Source organism: Enterobacter cloacae complex sp. SHL022, from assembly GCF_049237785.1.
GTDB classification, from domain to species: Bacteria; Pseudomonadota; Gammaproteobacteria; order Enterobacterales; family Enterobacteriaceae; genus Enterobacter; species Enterobacter hormaechei_C.
Genome location: NZ_JBMKJH010000006.1, coordinates 280,272 through 293,763, shown reverse-complemented (window position 1 = coordinate 293,763; position 13,492 = coordinate 280,272). Strand labels below are relative to the sequence as shown.

Annotated in this window: 14 protein-coding genes and 1 pseudogene; 11 read left to right on the top strand and 4 right to left on the bottom strand. The window is 56.0% G+C overall.

All coding sequences use genetic code 11. The annotated features are described in order from the left end of the window. Positions 1-12: 12 nt before the first annotated feature. The 9 genes and pseudogenes from ACOTZD_RS14775 to ACOTZD_RS14735 all read left to right on the top strand — a co-directional run bounded on the left by ACOTZD_RS14775 (position 13) and on the right by ACOTZD_RS14735 (position 8,358). Positions 13-2,276, top strand: a pseudogene (locus ACOTZD_RS14775) (NtaA/DmoA family FMN-dependent monooxygenase). Positions 2,277-2,285: 9 nt separating this feature from the next. After that, positions 2,286-2,795, top strand: a complete 510-nt coding sequence (locus ACOTZD_RS14770) for a GNAT family N-acetyltransferase (protein ID WP_023324690.1) — start codon at positions 2,286-2,288, stop codon at positions 2,793-2,795. Between the two features lie 9 nt (positions 2,796-2,804). Beyond that, on the top strand, positions 2,805-3,731 hold the full coding sequence (locus tag ACOTZD_RS14765) for an amino acid ABC transporter permease (protein WP_023324689.1): 927 nt from the start codon (positions 2,805-2,807) through the stop codon (positions 3,729-3,731). Further along, positions 3,715-4,488, top strand: a complete 774-nt coding sequence (locus ACOTZD_RS14760) for an amino acid ABC transporter ATP-binding protein (protein WP_003857007.1) — start codon at positions 3,715-3,717, stop codon at positions 4,486-4,488. The genes ACOTZD_RS14765 and ACOTZD_RS14760 overlap by 17 nt, the downstream gene beginning before the upstream one ends. Positions 4,489-4,497: 9 nt before the next feature. Beyond that, a complete protein-coding gene (locus tag ACOTZD_RS14755; protein WP_003857009.1) occupies positions 4,498-5,385 on the top strand; it encodes a transporter substrate-binding domain-containing protein in 888 nt (295 codons plus the stop codon). Between the two features lie 166 nt (positions 5,386-5,551). Further along, on the top strand, positions 5,552-6,169 hold the full coding sequence (locus ACOTZD_RS14750) for a glutathione S-transferase family protein (protein WP_022651235.1): 618 nt from the start codon (positions 5,552-5,554) through the stop codon (positions 6,167-6,169). Positions 6,170-6,206: 37 nt separating this feature from the next. After that, positions 6,207-6,437, top strand: a complete 231-nt coding sequence (pptA, locus tag ACOTZD_RS14745; RefSeq protein WP_003857012.1) for a tautomerase PptA — start codon at positions 6,207-6,209, stop codon at positions 6,435-6,437. A gap of 186 nt (positions 6,438-6,623) precedes the next feature. After that, a complete protein-coding gene (locus tag ACOTZD_RS14740) occupies positions 6,624-7,625 on the top strand; it encodes a Kdo(2)-lipid IV(A) acyltransferase (RefSeq protein ID WP_023314194.1) in 1,002 nt (333 codons plus the stop codon). 91 nt (positions 7,626-7,716) lie between these two features. Next, complete coding sequence (locus ACOTZD_RS14735) at positions 7,717-8,358, top strand: hypothetical protein (RefSeq protein WP_023324686.1); 642 nt, start codon at positions 7,717-7,719, stop codon at positions 8,356-8,358. On the opposite strand, the gene ACOTZD_RS14730 is transcribed toward ACOTZD_RS14735, so the two are convergent. Next, positions 8,351-8,650, bottom strand: a complete 300-nt coding sequence (locus tag ACOTZD_RS14730; RefSeq protein WP_000612740.1) for an ArsR/SmtB family transcription factor — start codon at positions 8,648-8,650, stop codon at positions 8,351-8,353. The genes ACOTZD_RS14735 and ACOTZD_RS14730 overlap by 8 nt on opposite strands. A gap of 161 nt (positions 8,651-8,811) precedes the next feature. Here ACOTZD_RS14730 and fusA point away from each other — a divergent pair, with 161 nt between their 5' ends. After that, complete coding sequence (gene fusA, locus ACOTZD_RS14725; RefSeq protein WP_003857019.1) at positions 8,812-10,914, top strand: elongation factor G; 2,103 nt, start codon at positions 8,812-8,814, stop codon at positions 10,912-10,914. A gap of 67 nt (positions 10,915-10,981) precedes the next feature. Here fusA and ACOTZD_RS14720 read toward each other — a convergent pair whose 3' ends face one another. The 3 genes from ACOTZD_RS14720 to ACOTZD_RS14710 form a co-directional block, all read right to left on the bottom strand. Then, positions 10,982-11,407 carry a DUF3828 domain-containing protein gene (locus tag ACOTZD_RS14720; protein ID WP_003857021.1) on the bottom strand — a complete coding sequence of 142 codons (426 nt, stop codon included), beginning with the start codon at positions 11,405-11,407 and terminating at the stop codon, positions 10,982-10,984. After that, a complete protein-coding gene (locus ACOTZD_RS14715) occupies positions 11,407-11,769 on the bottom strand; it encodes a CHAP domain-containing protein (protein ID WP_174402320.1) in 363 nt (120 codons plus the stop codon). The genes ACOTZD_RS14720 and ACOTZD_RS14715 overlap by 1 nt, the downstream gene beginning before the upstream one ends. A gap of 125 nt (positions 11,770-11,894) precedes the next feature. Then, on the bottom strand, positions 11,895-12,467 hold the full coding sequence (locus tag ACOTZD_RS14710; protein WP_003857024.1) for a flavin reductase family protein: 573 nt from the start codon (positions 12,465-12,467) through the stop codon (positions 11,895-11,897). Between the two features lie 105 nt (positions 12,468-12,572). Between ACOTZD_RS14710 and nhoA the strand changes: the two genes are divergently transcribed. Continuing rightward, on the top strand, positions 12,573-13,418 hold the full coding sequence (gene nhoA, locus ACOTZD_RS14705; RefSeq protein WP_003857025.1) for an N-hydroxyarylamine O-acetyltransferase: 846 nt from the start codon (positions 12,573-12,575) through the stop codon (positions 13,416-13,418). Positions 13,419-13,492 lie beyond the last annotated feature (74 nt).

The following is a 13,492-nucleotide window of genomic DNA, read 5'->3' as shown; positions in this document are numbered from 1 at the left end:
TTTGAGGTGAATATGACTGCACATCGTCAATTGCGGCTGGGGACCATTTTGCATGGTGCATCCGGTAATATGTCTGCCTGGCGCCATCCCGCGGCGGTCGCGGATGCCAGCATTAATTTTGATTTCGTTAAAGAAACGGCTTTAAAAGCAGAAGAGGGCAAGCTCGACTTTATATTTGTGGCCGACGGCCTTTATATTAACGAGAAATCCATTCCGCATTTTTTAAACCGCTTTGAGCCGCTGACGGTGTTGTCCGCGCTGGCGAGTATCACCTCGCGCCTGGGGCTGGTCGGCACGTTATCCACCTCGTACAGCGAGCCTTTCACCGTTGCACGCCAGTTCGCCAGCCTCGATCACCTGAGCAACGGACGCGCGGGCTGGAACGTGGTGACGTCACCGCTGGAAGGGTCAGCGAAGAACTTCTCACGTGAAAAACACCCGGAGCATGCGCTGCGCTACCGCATTGCCGATGAGTATCTCGACGTGGTGAAGGGGCTGTGGGATTCCTGGGAAGGGGATGCCTTTATCCGCAATAAAGAGAGCGGACAGTTCTTTGATGCGTCGAAACTGCATACTCTTGATCACCACGGTGATTTCTTCCAGGTTTCCGGCCCGCTGAATATTGGCCGCACGCCGCAGGGACGTCCGATAGTCTTTCAGGCTGGTGCGTCCGACGACGGTAAAAAGCTGGCGGCAAAACACGCTGACGCCATCTTTACCCACCATGACACGCGGGGAGAAGCCCAGGCTTTTTACCGCGATGTTAAACAGCAGCTGGAAAGTCACGGCCGTCGCGCAGAGGATTTACATATATTCCAGGGCGTCAGCGTGATTGTTGGAAACGACGCCGATGACGTAGAAAACCAGTATCAAACTACGGCGGCACTGGTCTCCATTAATGATGCGCTGAATTACCTCGGACGATATTTCGAGCATCACGACTTCAGCCAGTATCCCCTCGACGCGCCGTTCCCGGATATTGGCGATTTGGGCAAAAACAGCTTTCGCAGCACCACCGATGAAATCAAGCGTAACGCCCGTGAGCGGAACTTAACTCTGCGTCAGGTCGCGCTGGAAGCCGCATCGCCGCGCCCGCGTTTTTCCGGCACACCGGAGCAGGTGGCCGATGGTTTACAGGCCTGGTTCGAAGAGAAGGCGGCGGATGGCTTCATCATTCAGGGCGGCACGCCGGACACCTTTCCGCGCTTTGTCGACCAGGTGGTGCCCGTTTTACAGGCGCGCGGCCTGTTCCGCACCGACTATCCCGGCACCACGCTGCGCGAAAGTCTGGGCTTAGACGAGCCCAAAAATCAGTTCACACAACAATAAAAGAGAAAAACGCTATGCAGAAATCATCGCTTATTCTGGCGCTTGCGCTGGCCTTTACCCCTGCCGTCTGGGCAGAGAACGTCAATATTAACGGCACCGGCGTGAGCATTGAGGCCAATAAAACGCCGATCAATACCGCCAAAAACAGCGATGCGATCGCGCAACTGCCGAAAGACTATCGCTTTGCCGTGCCGGGGAAATTTACCGTGGCGGTGGCGGGACTGAATCAACCGCCGCTGACGGTCTTTTCCGACGACAACAAAACTCTGCTGGGAAGTGAGGTCGACATTGCGCGTCTGGTAGCGGACAGCCTCGGACTGGAGCTGAACGTGGTGCCCACCTCTTGGGAGGACTGGCCGCTGGGGGTTGCCTCCGGGAAATACGACGCGGCTATCAGCAACATCACCGTCACTAAAGCGCGCAAAGAGAAGTTCGACTTCGCCACCTACCGCAAGGATTCACTTGGCTTCTACGTGAAATCCACCAGTCCGATCAACTCGCTTGTGAAGGCAGAGGATATCGCCGGGCTGCGCATCATCGTAGGTTCCGGCACCAACCAGGAGGCCATCCTGCTGGCATGGAACGAAGAGAACCTCAAAAAAGGGCTTAAACCCTTTACGCCGATATACACCAAAGACGACGCGGCCCAAACGCTGGCGCTTCAGTCCGGACGCGCGGACGCCTACTTTGGCCCGAACGTGATCGGTGCCTGGAAAGCGGCGCTTAACGGTAAAACCAAACTGGTCGGCAGCGTCGACGGCGGCTGGCCGAAGGCGGCGCATATCGCGGTGACGCTGAAAAAAGGCAGCGGCCTGGTCGAACCGGTTCAAACCGCGCTGAACGGCGCGATCAAGAACGGAGATTACGACAAAGTGCTGAACCGCTGGGGGGAAGGCGTGGAGCGTATCTCCAGTTCCGAAGTTAACCCGGCGGGTCTGGGCGATTAAGGAGGCGCTATGCGCGAACAATTTCGTGACGTTTCGCCGGAAGATGCCGATCTTCAGCCCATTATCGAGGGGCTTTTTGGTGAATACGCCGCTCGTTACGGCGACTACTTTTCAAAGGATGCGGAAGTCGAGCTGACAGAGTGGTACCTGGCGCCGCAGGGGCTGTTTATCGTTCTGGAGCGCGATGGCGAGATCATCGCCACCGGGGCGTATAAGCCCTTCGACGAACATACCGCAGAGATCAAACGTATCTGGACGAATAAAACGCTGCGCCAGCAGGGGCTGGCCGCGCGCGTGATACAGGAGCTGGAGCGCCGGGCGGTGCTGGCGGGCTACAGCCACATCTACCTGACCACGGGGTTTCGTCAGCCGGAGGCGGTGCGGCTCTATCTCAGCCAGGGGTATCAGCCGCAGTTCGATCTCAACCGCGACCCGGAAGAGTACAGCCAGCCGCCGTTCGACGGTCGGCTGCGTTTCACCAAGACGCTGATCCGCGAAGCGCTCAGCAAAACCGCATAAGGAGCGACGATGAGCAACGTTGAAACCATAAAAGTGGTCCCGGCACGTTATCCGCTGCGCGCTGCTGGCGCCGTGGTGGCGCTGTTTGTGCTGGCGGTCGTGATTCAGTCCGTGGCCTTTAATCCGCGCTGGGAGTGGGCGGTATTTGCCCGCTGGTTCTTCGACCCGGTGATCCTCGAAGGCGTCGGCCAGACGCTGCTGCTGACGTTGATAAGCACCGTACTGAGCGTGGTGATTGGCGGCATGCTGGCGCTGGCGCGGCTCTCGTCATCATGGCTGTTGAGCAGCCTGGCGTGGGGTTACATCTGGCTGTTCCGATCGCTGCCGCTGATCGTGGTGCTGATTATCCTCTATAACTTCTCCTATCTCTACGACACGCTCTCTCTCGGCGTGCCTTTTACCGACATTACCTGGGGCAGCTTTGAAACCATCAACGTTCTCGGGCAGTTTTCTACCGCCATCGTGGGGCTGACGCTGGTGCAGAGCGCCTATACTGCGGAGATCATTCGCGGGGGCTTCCTTGGGGTCGACCACGGTCAGTATGAGGCGGCCGCTGCGCTAGGTCTGCCGGCGTGGCGTCGCACCGTGCGCATAATTCTCCCGCAGGCACTGCGCACCATCCTGCCGTCCGGGTTTAACGAAATTATCAGCCTCGCCAAAGGGACGGCGATGGTGTACGTGCTGGCGATGCCGGAACTGTTCTACACGATCCAGATGATCTACAACCGCACCCAGGAGGTGATCCCGCTGTTGATGGTGGGGGCCGTCTGGTATCTGGTGATCACCACCGTACTGTCTGCCATCCAGCATGTTATTGAGCGTGGACTCGCCCGCAGCGAGCGCCGCTCCGCCGTAAACCAGAACCGGGCGGCGAGTCGCTCGCGTTCGGTCACCACTTCGCCAGCACAGGAGCCTGTTCATGCAAGCCTCTCCTGAAGGACACATTTCCATTACCGGCGTCAGTAAGTTTTTTGGCCGACATAAAGCGCTCGATAACGTCACGCTTGAGATCCCGCCGGGCTCCGTGACGGTGATCCTCGGCCCCTCTGGATCGGGAAAATCGACGCTGCTGCGCGCCATTAACCATCTGGAGCGCGTAGACGAAGGCTTTATTCAGATTGACGGGGATTACATCGGCTATCGCCGTCAGGGTGACAAACTCTACGAACTAAAAGAGAGAGAGATCCTCAAACAGCGCGTCAACGTTGGGTACGTGTTTCAGAACTTCAATCTTTTTCCGCATCTCACGGTGCTGGAAAACCTGATTGAAGCACCCATCGCGCATAAAAAGTTCAGTAAAAAAGAGGCTGTTGAAAACGCCTACAGCCTGCTGGATGTGGTAGGACTGCGCGATAAAGCCGATGCCTGGTCGCGTCACCTCTCCGGCGGCCAGCAGCAGCGTATCGCCATTGCCCGCGCGCTTGCGCTGCGCCCGCGCGTGATGCTGTTTGATGAACCAACCTCGGCGCTGGATCCGGAACTGGTTGGCGAAGTGCTGGACGTGATTAAAAAACTCGCCCGTTCCGGCACTACGCTGGTGGTGGTCACCCATGAGATCGGCTTTGCCCGGGAAGTGGCGGACCAGGTGGTATTTATGGTCGACGGTAAAATTGTGGAGCAGGGCAGCAGCGACGACGTGTTAAACCGACCGTCTCATCCGCGAACGCGCCAGTTCCTCTCAAAAGTGCTGTAAGGAGCGCAGATGAAATATGGACTCCTGGCGGGGCTGGTCTTCACGACGGCGAGCCACGCCAGCATTGATTTAAAGGCCAACGAACAGCCGCTGCCGGTGACGGTTGATCAACAGGCAGTGGCGAAAATCCCGGCGAACTATAAATTTGTTGAGCCGGGTACCCTCACGGTGGCGATTTCAGCCCTGAATTCTCCGCCGCTGGCGCTGCTGGCCAGTGATAACCGCACCCGTATTGGCAGCGACCCGGATATCGCCCGGTTGCTGGCGGGCAGTCTGGGGCTGAAGCTGAAGCTGGTGCCAACGGCGTGGGAAGACTGGCCGCTGGGGATCACTTCCGGGCGCTATGACGTGGCGTTGGTGAATATCGCCGTCACCGAGCAACGTAAGGAGAAGTTCGATTTTGCGACCTATCGCGTCGATTCCCTGGCCTTCTCGGTGAAATCCACCAGCAACGTACAGTCGATCACCAGTGCGAAAGATCTGGCCGGGAAAAAGGTGATTGTCGGGTCTGGCACCAATCAGGAGCGTATTCTGCTGGGCTGGAACGAAGAGAATAAAAAGGCCGGGCGCGAGCCTGCGTTGCCGGTTTACCTGACCGACGACGCCTCAGGCAATCTTTATATTCAGTCCGGCAGGGCGGATGTGTTCTTTGGACCGCAGTCCGTTTCGGCCTATAAAGCCGCGTTAACCGGCAAAACCCGCGTCGTGGGTTTAGGCCCGAAGAAAGCCTATGTCGCCACCACAACCAAAAAAGGTAATGGGCTGGTGTATGCGTTGCAGGCTGCGCTGGACGGTGCGATTAAGCGCGGGGAGTATCAAAAGGTGCTGGCGCGCTGGGGGGAAGCGGGCGAAGCGGTGACGTCTTCAGACGTTAATCCGCCCGGGATAACCTACTAATGGTGCTCTATACCCTAAATAATTCGAGTTACAGGAAGGCGGCAAGGGAACGAATCCCCGGGAGCGTACATAAGTACGTGACTGGGGTGAGTGAATGCAGCCAACGCACCTGCAACTTGAAGTATGACGGGTATACACTTAGGGTTTTCATCCCTGAGGGGGCAACATGATCAAACTCTATGGCGTACCTGGCTGGGGATCGGCAATCAGTGAAGTGATGCTGACTCTGGCAGACATCCCGTATCAGTTCGTCAACGTGGACGGGTTTGACCAGCCCGGCCCGCAGCGCGAATTGCTGTTGAAACTGAACCCGCTGTGCCAGGTGCCGACGCTGGAGCTGGAAAACGGGGCGATCGTGACGGAAACCGCGGCGATCGCCCTGATGGTGCTCGACAGACGTCCCGACCTCGCGCCGCCCGTTGGGCAGGCCGAGCGCCAGCAGTTTCAGCGCCTGCTCATCTGGTTTGTGGCGAACGTCTATCCCACCTTTACGTATGCAGATTACCCGGAACGCTGGGTTCCTGATGCCCCGGAACAGTTGAAGAAAAACTGCATTGAGTACCGAAAATCGCTTTATCTGTGGTTCGACAGCCAGCTCAGCGCCTCGCCGTTTGCGTTTGGCAAACAGCTGACGCTGCTTGACGTCTATATTGCTGTTGCGCGTACCTGGGGTCCACGCCATGAGTGGTTTGCCACCAACACGCCTAATTTTACCGCCGTCGCGGATGCCGTCTGCGCGCTGCCGGAACTGCACAAGGTGCTAAAAGCTAACGATATAATCTGATAACGTGGAACGCTCACCTATAAAAGGAGCCCTGCCCATGCCACACGTTGATATCAAATGTTTTCCACGCGATCTGACTGACGAACAAAAAACGGCCCTGGCGGCGGATATCGCCGAAGCGATCGCCCGCCACTTGAACAGCAAAGATCGCTCAATCTCCGTGGCGCTTCAGGAGGTTCAGGAAGCTGACTGGAAGGCGCAGGTCTGGGATACCGAGATCGGCCCGAAACTGGATGAACTGATTAAGAAGCCCGGCTATTCGATGTAACTTGCCTGCCGGGTGGTGCAATATCACCCGGCGATCCCCACTTTTATTCCCTTTCGCAAAAATCGATAATAAAAACCATAACGATTCCGCTACAATTCATCCTTCCGAACAATATTCGTTAAATCAGCAGGTAAGCACTGCAACTGCACCAGATTAAGTACAAATTAGTAAAAGGATAATTTTTCCATGACAAAATTACCTCAGTTTTCACTCGCCTTTATTCATCCTCGTTACTGGCTCAGCTGGGCAGGCATTGCCGCGCTCTGGTGCACGGTTCAGCTTCCGTACCCGCTGCTGTTGAAAACAGGTCACAGGCTTGGGCGTCTGGCTATGCGCCTGCTTCCACGCCGCGTGGAGATCGCCAGACGAAATCTTGAGCTTTGCTTTCCTGATATGAAAGAGGACGAGCGCGAGCGTTTACTTGAGCGTAATTTTGAATCGGTTGGAATGGGCGTCATCGAAACCGGGATAGCGTGGTTCTGGCCTAACTGGCGCGTGCGGAAACACTTCAGCGTGACCGGCTACGAACATATGGAACAGGCGCGGGCGCAAGGTAGGGGCGTGGTGCTCATTGGCATGCATTTTCTCACGCTGGAATTAGGCGCACGCATCTTTGGCATGCTCAACGCGGGTATTGGTGTGTATCGTCCCAACAATAATGCGTTGCTCGACTGGCTGCAAACGCGCGGTCGTCTGCGTTCCAATAAAACCATGCTTGACCGCTATGACCTGAAGGGCATGATCCGCGCACTGAAGCAAAACGAGATCCTGTGGTATGCCCCGGACCACGACTATGGCAAAACGAATAGCGTGTTTGTGCCGTTTTTTGCCGTCCCGGACGCCGCGACAACTGCCGGGAGCTACATGCTGGTGAAAAGTGCCAGACCGGCCGTGATCCCGTTTGTACCGCGCCGAAAAGCAGATGGCACAGGGTATGAGCTGCTTATTCTGGAAGATATCAGCGATACCTTGCAGGGAGGCGATAAAGCGTCGGTGGCCACGCAAATGAACAGAGCGATTGAGCGCGCCGTGATGATGGCGCCTGAGCAATATATGTGGCTGCATCGCCGGTTCAAAACCCGCCCTGAAGGCCAGCCGGACCGGTATAAACGCAAAAAACAGGTCGCGTCTACTGCAAGAACCTTATCTGCCAGCGATATTTCGGACCGGTCGAGTATCCAGCAGTAGTCGGTCAGGGCGGATGCCGGTGCGCTCCGCCCTTTATAAATGCTGCCGCGCTGGATAGAATTACCGCATCCACATTGACGGGATGCCCCACATGACCGGAAGAGTCGATTATCATCTTGAAAAATACCTCCTTACCGAAGCCGGCGAGCCCGAACGTTTGACGCGCCAGTGGGCCGAGGTGATGCGCGAGTGTCATGACCAGAAATCCGGGGCAGAAGAGCGGCTGCGTCTCGCGCTGCTGAACGTGGATTATGTGACCAGCTTTGAGCTTCCCTTCCGGTTACTTCTTACCCGTGCACCGCAGCTGATTGATGGCATCAGAAATGAGTTCCAGCTCAGTCAAAAAAATGTCCTGTTCAACGGCAAGCGGTTTGGCTGCGTTTACAGCCTTAAACAGGATTTGAAGGGCATTCCAGATGAATTTACCTACCACCTGAAGACCCGTATTCAGCGGATCGATGCCTCCGGCGGTTCGGAAGTGCCTTACCGGCAAATCGCTCAGCAGGTGAAAGCCCCCCGCGAGCGCCTCCAGCTGGCGCTGGAACAGGGGCTTGCGGTCACCGCGCTTGACGGGCTTTTCTGGTTTGGCCTCCAGCGCATAGCCGCCGACGTGCAGCGGTTAAGGAAGACGGGGATGAGAATAGTGACGTCCGATACGGAGGTGTTCGACACCCTTACCGGAACAACACGGCGCATTCCGGTTTATCGTCTTGAGGACGCTGCCGCTACTTAGCCTGGAGCAGGATCGCCAGCAGTCCCGGAAAGCGGGCGTCCAGATCCTCTCTTCTCAGTGAAATCATATTCTCGCGCCCCTGCGGGCGCTGCCAGATCACGCCGCTGTCGCGCAGCACGCGCCAGTGGTGAGTCATAGTGGATTTCACCACCTCTTCCGGGCGCAGCGCGTTACAGCTCAGTTCGCTGCCGTCGGCCAGCCTGCGAATAATCGCTAATCGCAGCGGGTTGCCGAGGGCGAACAGCACATTTTCCAACACTATTTGTTCAGGTTCCGGGTGGTTTGGGATCATCGTTTTCCTGCGTCTCGCGTGAGATTGAGCTATATCAACAATAGGTCAACCGTTAAAAAATAGTCCGATAATACTCGTACAATGGGACTATTATAACAAACGAACGAATACGCGACCATCCCGGTCGTCACAAACCAGTCTTGAAGACTTAAGGAAATATCATGCCCCGACCCATTCCACTCGAACGTTATCGCAACATCGGTATCTCCGCGCATATCGATGCCGGCAAAACAACTACCACTGAGCGCATCCTGTTTTACACCGGGATGAGCCACAAGCTGGGTGAAGTACACGATGGCGCGGCAACCACCGACTGGATGGCGCAGGAGCAGGAGCGCGGGATTACCATTACGTCGGCGGCGGTAAGCTGTTTCTGGCCTGGTATGGACAGAGGCTTTGAACCGCACCGCATCAATATTATCGACACCCCCGGGCACGTGGATTTCACCATTGAGGTGGAACGTTCCATGCGTGTGCTCGACGGCGCGGTAATGGTCTATGACTCCGTCGGTGGCGTGCAGCCGCAGTCGGAAACCGTCTGGCGTCAGGCGAATAAATATCATGTTCCGCGTCTGGCATTCGTCAACAAAATGGACCGCCCGGGCGCAGATTTCTTCCGCGTGGTGCGGATGATGCAGGAGCGGCTGAAAGCCAATCCTGTCCCGATTGTGATCCCCGTGGGGGCAGAAGAACACTTCACCGGCGTGGTGGATCTCATCAAGATGCGCACCATTCTGTGGGACGATGCGACGCAGGGCATGGCATTTAGCTACGCGCCGGTGCCTGACGATCTGCTGAGTACCGCCCAGACGTGGCGAGAAAAAATGGTCTCGTCTGCGGCAGAAGCCAGCGATGAGCTTATGGATAAGTACCTTGAGACGGGCGAACTGGATGAAGCGGAAATCATCAAAGGACTGCGGATCCGGACTATCTCCGGTGAAATACAGCCCATGCTGTGCGGCAGCGCTTTCAAGAACAAGGGCGTGCAGCGCATGCTCGACGCGGTGATTGAATTGATGCCGTCTCCACTGGACGTGCCCGCTATTGATGGGGTAGACGAAGACGGACAGCACGCCGAGCGCCACCCAAGCGATGATGAACCGTTCTCGGCGCTGGCCTTCAAGCTGATGAGCGATCCGTACGTCGGCCAGCTGACCTTCATCCGCGTCTATTCCGGCATACTGCGTAAAGGCGACGCGGTGTACAACCCGGTGAAGGGCAAGAAAGAGCGTATCGGGCGCATCGTGCTGATGCATGCCAACGATCGCCATGAGGTGGACGAGCTGCGCGCAGGGGATATCGCAGCCTGTGTCGGGCTGAAAGACGTCACCACCGGTGACACGCTGACCGACCCGAATGCGGTGATCACCCTTGAACGGATGGAGTTCCCGGATCCGGTTATTTCGCTGGCGATTGAGCCGAAAACCAAGGCCGATCAGGAGAAAATGGGGATCGCCCTACAGCGCCTGGCGGCGGAAGATCCGTCGTTCCGCCTGCACACGGACGAAGAGTCCGGTCAGACGATTATCTCCGGGATGGGCGAGCTGCATCTGGAGATCATCGTCGACCGCATGAAGCGCGAGTTTGGCGTTGAGGCGAACATTGGTCGTCCGCAGGTCACCTACCGTGAAACCCTGCGTAAAGCGGTGAAGGATATTGAAGGTAAATTTGTCCGACAGTCCGGCGGGAAAGGGCAGTACGGTCATGTGGTCCTGAGCCTTGAGCCGTTAGCAGCCGGGAGTGGTTTTGTGTTTGAAGATGCCACCAAAGGCGGGGTGGTGCCGCGGGAGTACATCCCGTCGGTGGAAAAAGGCTTGCGAGAAGCCATGAATACGGGTGTGCTGGCGGGCTATCCGGTGGTGGATGTGAAAGCGACCCTGACGTTTGGTTCTTACCATGACGTTGACTCCTCGGAGATGGCCTTCCGCATGGCGGCGATCCTCGGCTTCAAAGAGGGCGCACGGCGGGCGGACCCGGTTATTCTTGAGCCGGTCATGCACGTTGAGGTGGAAACGCCGGAAGAGTATGCCGGGAACATTATGGGCGATCTCTCCTCCCGTCGCGGCCTGGTGCAGGGGATGGCAGAGCAGTACGGCAGCCAGATTATTCGCGCTGACGTCCCGCTGGCTGAGATGTTTGGTTATGCCACCACGCTGCGCTCGATGTCCCAGGGGCGCGCGACGTATACGATGGAATTCCATCATTTTGCGGAAGCTCCGCGGAATGTGGCGGATGAGATTATTGCGAAGCGTGTGAAGAGTTAATTAATTGCACATGGTAGTCATTTGGCTACCATGTGTCTTTATTATCGCGACAGGGAGTTTATGCCTGTTACTTAATTAGCGTCGCCGATCGCACTTTCCATTTTCCTTGCTCTTCAACGAGACAATCTGCAATAACATGATCTTGCTTCTTACCAAATGCGACATAGACGTTTGTGCATACGGCGTCAAAATCAGAATGTAAGACGGTTATCTGATTCCAGTCATCATCCCAGTCCTGCGCTTTGATAAACATATCCGCATCGGGCATATCTTTATCGTTACTGTCGCCAGAGTACATTTCTTTAATTGCTGCAATGGTCCCTGAGGCTACGTACTCGTTCATAATGTCTGGATTGAGTACGGGTGGTTTGTTCTGATCTAACTGCGCTATATACCATTGATTGAATTTAAGTGCCGCCTGACCCGGTGCATAAATATTTTCTGCGGCCGCGAGCGGAGACAGGGCGAAAAGTAAAAAGTAGAGTGGTTTCATTAATCATGCCTGAACAGTTCGTAATGAGGTTGTATGTTGCGGTAAGCCTGCCCAGGATACATGGTGCGTTGCACAAAATCGCTGATCCACTGTTGACCATCGTATATACAAACGTGACCGCTATCATGACCAACTATATTTTGGATAACTGCGACGTCACCAGCATGGGGTTGATCATATACCAGGTGAAAGCCTGCATTGACTAATGTGCGCCCCATATCTTTTGCCAGACGCGTGTTGGGGAGTTTTAATCGACCACCCGCTCTGCTCGCTTCTGTTACGTAACGAGCACAATTACCCGTGCTGCTGGGCTGCGCGTGTGATTTCGCATATGATATTGCGCCATCTTTGTTCCATGACATGGATATTTCCTTTACGAAAGATTGTTTATGCAACAGCTTCTGAAATATCCTCCGTTTAACATCGTCATGATAAACATAAAATGCCATTGAAATTTTATATAATTCATATGGGTATAATTAAAAAATCATTCCAGCGCCTTCACCATTTTCCCGCTCGCGACAAACGTACCCGCTCCCAGATGATGCAGCGTATTCAGCTTATCCCCGTCAAACTGCCAGCGTCCGGCGACAAATGCGCGTTCATCCGCCGCGGCGGAAACCACTTCGCCAAACAGAGTGTCATATTTCTCTGCCGCAGAGGTGACAGGTAATAACCGGCACTCCATCCAAGCCAGACATTTCTCTTCTATAACCGGCAGGTCAAGCTCAGGGCCATAAATAACCGGGATCCCGTAGCAGTTAAATTTATCCTCGTCGCGCCCGCTGACGCTGCCGACCGCCCAGGTCCAGTTGGCTGCCGCCACGCCGGGGATCACAATGCCGAATTTCCCGCTGCGTTCGATCAACTCCCGTGACCACGCGCTTTTGTCTACCACAATCGCGATACGCGGGGGTTCAAATTCCACCGGCATAGACCATGCGGCGGCCATGACATTGCGACGATCGATGGTCTCATCCCGGCTGGTGATGAGCACGGTTGGACCGTGATTCAGAAGGCGGCTGGCGTGACGTAATTCAACAGGGCGAAAGTGGCTCATAGGATCTCCTCGTGTACACGATGAGTATGACGAAAAAGCACTTTTACGCATATGCAAAAGGGAAAATAGTTTATAAACAGGGGATATCACCTCCTGGAGCAAATCATGTCCCCATTTCTGAGTGCTTATTTTGCCCGCACGGGCTGGCAGCAGCCCGTACAGGTTAATATCGATACCCTGCGGGGGCTGCATTTACACCATAACTGCGCGATCCCCTTCGAAAATATCGACGTCGTTTTGCCGCGGGAAATCCATCTGGACGACGGGTGTCTGGTGGATAAACTGGTCACCGCACGTCGAGGGGGGTATTGCTTCGAGCAAAACGGCTTGTTTGAGCGGGTATTGCGCGAAGTCGGGTTTACGGTGCGCAGCGTGCTGGGGCGGGTTGTGCTGGCCAATCCGTCGCAGATGCCGCCGCGTACGCACCGGTTGCTGCTGGTTGAGCTGAACGGCGAGCGCTGGATCGCCGATGTGGGATTTGGCGGACAAACGCTGACGGCGCCGATTCGTTTGATCGCCAACGAGGAACAGGAAACCCCGCACGGGCGTTATCGTTTGCTGAGCGAGGGTAACGACTGGATACTGCAATTCCGCCATCACGACCACTGGCAGTCGATGTACCATTTTGACCTGGCGACCCAGTACTTCAACGATTACGTGATGGGAAACTTCTGGTCGGCGCACTGGCCGCAGTCCCATTTCCGTCATCACCTGCTGATGTGTCGCCACCTGCCGGACGGGGGCAAGCTAACGCTGACCAACTTTAATTTTACCCACTGGCAGAACGGTCATGTGGAAGAGCAGATCCATTTGCCGGATGCGGAGGCGCTGTATCAGCTGATGCAGGCGCGGTTTGGCCTGGGCGTTGATGACCCGAAGCACGGCTTTACCCTGGCAGAGCTGACGGCCGTGATGGCGGGGTTTGATACGCATCCGCAGGCGGGGAAATAGCCCGGTGGCGGCTACGCCTTACCGGGCCTACGGGAGTGTGAACGTAGGTGGAATAAGGCGTAGCCGCCACCCGA

What these genes read in the sequence shown, in the direction of transcription:
- ACOTZD_RS14770 (WP_023324690.1), top strand. Translation starts at nt 2,286, where the DNA reads ATGCGCGAACAATTTCGTGACGTTTCGCCGGAAGATGCCGATCTTCAG.
- ACOTZD_RS14765 (WP_023324689.1), top strand. Translation starts at nt 2,805, where the DNA reads ATGAGCAACGTTGAAACCATAAAAGTGGTCCCGGCACGTTATCCGCTG.
- ACOTZD_RS14760 (WP_003857007.1), top strand. Translation starts at nt 3,715, where the DNA reads ATGCAAGCCTCTCCTGAAGGACACATTTCCATTACCGGCGTCAGTAAG.
- ACOTZD_RS14755 (WP_003857009.1), top strand. Translation starts at nt 4,498, where the DNA reads ATGAAATATGGACTCCTGGCGGGGCTGGTCTTCACGACGGCGAGCCAC.
- ACOTZD_RS14750 (WP_022651235.1), top strand. Translation starts at nt 5,552, where the DNA reads ATGATCAAACTCTATGGCGTACCTGGCTGGGGATCGGCAATCAGTGAA.
- pptA (WP_003857012.1), top strand. Translation starts at nt 6,207, where the DNA reads ATGCCACACGTTGATATCAAATGTTTTCCACGCGATCTGACTGACGAA.
- ACOTZD_RS14740 (WP_023314194.1), top strand. Translation starts at nt 6,624, where the DNA reads ATGACAAAATTACCTCAGTTTTCACTCGCCTTTATTCATCCTCGTTAC.
- ACOTZD_RS14735 (WP_023324686.1), top strand. Translation starts at nt 7,717, where the DNA reads ATGACCGGAAGAGTCGATTATCATCTTGAAAAATACCTCCTTACCGAA.
- ACOTZD_RS14730 (WP_000612740.1), bottom strand. Translation starts at nt 8,650, where the DNA reads ATGATCCCAAACCACCCGGAACCTGAACAAATAGTGTTGGAAAATGTG.
- fusA (WP_003857019.1), top strand. Translation starts at nt 8,812, where the DNA reads ATGCCCCGACCCATTCCACTCGAACGTTATCGCAACATCGGTATCTCC.
- ACOTZD_RS14720 (WP_003857021.1), bottom strand. Translation starts at nt 11,407, where the DNA reads ATGAAACCACTCTACTTTTTACTTTTCGCCCTGTCTCCGCTCGCGGCC.
- ACOTZD_RS14715 (WP_174402320.1), bottom strand. Translation starts at nt 11,769, where the DNA reads ATGTCATGGAACAAAGATGGCGCAATATCATATGCGAAATCACACGCG.
- ACOTZD_RS14710 (WP_003857024.1), bottom strand. Translation starts at nt 12,467, where the DNA reads ATGAGCCACTTTCGCCCTGTTGAATTACGTCACGCCAGCCGCCTTCTG.
- nhoA (WP_003857025.1), top strand. Translation starts at nt 12,573, where the DNA reads ATGTCCCCATTTCTGAGTGCTTATTTTGCCCGCACGGGCTGGCAGCAG.